The sequence below is a fragment of the Mycobacterium sp. genome, from assembly GCF_052144515.1.
Taxonomy (GTDB): domain Bacteria; phylum Actinomycetota; class Actinomycetes; order Mycobacteriales; family Mycobacteriaceae; genus Mycobacterium.
The window spans coordinates 1-3,091 of sequence record NZ_JBKQQD010000150.1 but is presented as its reverse complement, the minus strand read 5'-3'; the positions used below and the strand labels follow the sequence as shown (position 1 = coordinate 3,091).

Below are 3,091 nucleotides of genomic sequence, written 5' to 3'. Positions count from 1 at the left end.
AACGCCGTCGAGCTGACGGTCGATCACGCGTGGTTCATCGCCGAAACCATTGGGGCGGGTAGCTTCCCGTGGGTGCTGGCTATCACCACGCCGTATCGCGATGCCGCGGAGCGCAACGCGTTCCTGGAACGTCAGCGGGCCGAGCTGACCCAGATGGGCTTGGTGTCGGACGGCGGTGTCGTCAGCTCGGCCGTCGCCGACTGGGTCAAAGCGCTGTGCTTTCCGGATCGGTGGCTCGACTTGCGCTACGTCGGGCACGCCGAGGCGGGCGGCGCCGGCGAGATGCTGCGCGGCGTCGTGGCGCAGCGTCCCACCACCGCCATCGCTACCGGTAGACCGCCGAAAACCGTGGTCGCGTTGCGCAGCGGGCAGCTCGTCACGTTCACTGCAATGCAGATCGACGACCCGTTGACGATGGTGCCGATCCTCGGCGCCGGTCTGGCGCAGCGGCCCCCGGCGCGGTTCGACGAGTTCAGCCTGCCGATGCGCGTCGGGGCCCGCGCCGACGAGCGGCTGCGGTCGGGCGCGCCGCTCTCCGAAGTCCTTGACTTCCTTGGTATCCCGGCATCGGCGCGACCGGTGGTGGAGGCGGTGTTCGACGGTCCGCGCAGCTACGTGGAGGTCGTCGCCGGCCGGCGCCGCGACGGACGGCACGACACCACCGAGGTCGGGATGAGCATCGTCGACACCAGAGCCGGGCGGGTGCTGGTCAGCCCGTCCCGCGCGTTCGACGGTGAGTGGGTTTCCACGTTCAGCCCGGGTACGCCTTTTGCGATCGCCGTCGCGATCGAACAGCTGACCGCCCTGCTGCCCGACGGACACTGGTTCCCCGGCCAGCGGCTGTCCCGAGATTTCTCCGCGCGGGATTTTTCCGCCCAGCGGGCATAACGGAAACCAGAAAGAGAGAGCATGATGTCCCAGCAACGGCCCGAGCGCTTTTCGGGGGTCCGGTGACGTCCGGCACCGTGGTGCCGATCGTCCGCGTGGCCATCCTCGCGGAGAGCAGGCTCACGGAGATGGCGCTGCCCGCAGAACTGCCGCTGCGCGAAATCCTGCCGGCGGTGCAGCGTTTGGTGGTGGCCCCTTCGGTTGAGGGTGCGTCGAACGGAGACTCGCACGGCACCCCCACCGACGCCGCCGCGGCCGCCCAGCTGAGCCTGGCCCCGATCGGCGGGGCGCCGTTCAGCCTCGACGCCAGCCTGGACACCGTCGGCGTCGTGGACGGTGATCTGCTTGCGCTGCAACCGGTGCCGGTAGGGCCGGCCGCGCCCGGGATCGTCGAGGACATCGCCGATGCCGCGATGATCTTTTCGACCTCTCGGCTCAGGCCCTGGGGCGCGGCCCACATCCAGCGCGGGGCCTTGGCCGCGACGATCGCCGTGGCCCTGCTGGCGACCGGGCTGGGGGTCACTTACCGGGCCGCCACCGGAGCGTTGTCCGGGCTGGTCGCGGTCGGCGCGATCGCGGTGTTCAGCGCGGTCGCTGCGGTGCTGACCACCGCCCGCACGCCGCGCACCGCGATGGCGCTGTCCGTCGCGGCCCTGGCTCCCATCGGCGCGGCTCTGGCGTTGGCCGTACCCGGGCGATTCGGCCCGGCGCAACTGATGCTGGCTGCGGCCGGCGTCACCGCGTGGTCCTTGATCGTGCTGATGCTGCCCAGCGCGCACCGCGAGCGAGTCGTCGGGGTCTTCACCACGACCACGGTGGTTGGAGCCGGGATCCTGCTGGCCGCCGCGGCCGAATCACTTTGGCAGCCAACCATTGTCACTCTTGGCGCCGCGCTGATCGTGGCGGCGTTGCTGGTCACCGTCGAGGCGGCCCCGCTGTCCGCGTTAGCGGCACGCTTCCCGCTGCCGGTCATCCCGGCGCCCGGCGATCCTACGCCGTCGGCGCCGTCGTTGCGGGTGCTGGAGGACTTGCCCCGGCGGGTGCGCATGAGCGACGCCCATCAGAGCGGGTTCGTCGCCGCGGCAGTGCTGCTCAGCGTCTCAGGCTCGGTGGCGATCGCGCTGCGTCCCGAGGCGGTGAGCGGCGTGGGCTGGTACGTGGTCGCAGCGACCGCGGCCGCCTCCGTCGTGCGCGCCCGCGTGTGGGATTCGGCCGCGTGCAAGGCCTGGCTGCTCGCTCAGCCGCACCTGGTCGCCGGTGCCCTCCTGGTGATCTACACCGCGACCGGGCGTTACGCCGCCGCCCTTGGCGCGGTGCTGCTGCTCGCCGCACTTGCGTTGGTGTGGCTCGTGGTTGCGCTCAACCCGCGCATCGCCGCGCCGGAAAGCTACTCGCTGCCGGTGCGTCGGCTGCTCGGCTTCGTCGCGGCCGGCCTCGATGCGTCGCTAATCCCGGTCATGGCGTATCTGGTCGGCCTGTTCGGCTGGATACTCAATCGATGATCCGTGCCGGATTGACCTGCGTCACGACGACTTTGGTCGCCATGATGTGGACCTGCCCGTCGGCGGTGGCGATCAGCCCGCCGACGGTCGATCCCGGCGTGCCGCCGCCCAGCGGGACGCCGGGACCAGGGCAGCCGATGGAGCAGCGCGGCCCGTGCACCGCCTCCGGGGTGATTCCCGGCAGCGATCCCGGTGCGGTCACACCCAGCCAGGCCGCGCTGAATCTTCCAGCGGCATGGCAATTCTCGCGCGGGGAAGGCCAACTGGTGGCGGTGATCGACACCGGGGTGCGTCCCGGCCCGCGCCTGCCCAACGTCGAACCCGGCGGCGACTTCGTGGAAATGACCGACGGCCTGACCGACTGCGACGGGCACGGCACCCTGGTCGCGGGCATCATCGCCGGCCAGCCGGGCGATGACGGCTTCTCGGGTGTGGCACCCGCGGCGCGGCTGGTATCGATCAGGGCGACGTCCGCCAAGTTCTCACCGCGCACGCCCGGCGGCGACCCGCAGGTGGAACGGGCGGCTTCGGACGTTTCGACGCTGGCCCGGGCGATCGTGCACGCCGCCGACCTTGGCGCCCGGGTGATCAACATCTCGGCGATCACCTGCCTGCCCGCCGACCGCACCGTCGACCAGGCCGGGCTGGGAGCGGCCATCCGGTATGCCGCGGTGGACAAGGACGCGGTGATCGTGGCCGCC

Annotated in this window: 3 protein-coding genes; all 3 read left to right on the top strand. The window is 71.3% G+C overall.

Annotated elements, in window-relative coordinates:
* Nucleotides 1-888, top strand: an 888-nt coding sequence (locus tag ACLP9N_RS09535) for an ESX secretion-associated protein EspG (RefSeq protein ID WP_442407176.1), incomplete at its 5' end; no start/stop codon positions are given.
* A gap of 62 nt (nt 889-950) precedes the next feature.
* Nucleotides 951-2,390: a type VII secretion integral membrane protein EccD gene (gene eccD, locus ACLP9N_RS09530; RefSeq protein WP_442407175.1), complete on the top strand. Its 1,440-nt coding sequence runs from the start codon at nt 951-953 to the stop codon at nt 2,388-2,390.
* Nucleotides 2,387-3,091, top strand: a 705-nt coding sequence (locus tag ACLP9N_RS09525; RefSeq protein ID WP_442407174.1) for a S8 family serine peptidase, incomplete at its 3' end; no start/stop codon positions are given. The genes eccD and ACLP9N_RS09525, both read left to right, overlap by 4 nt.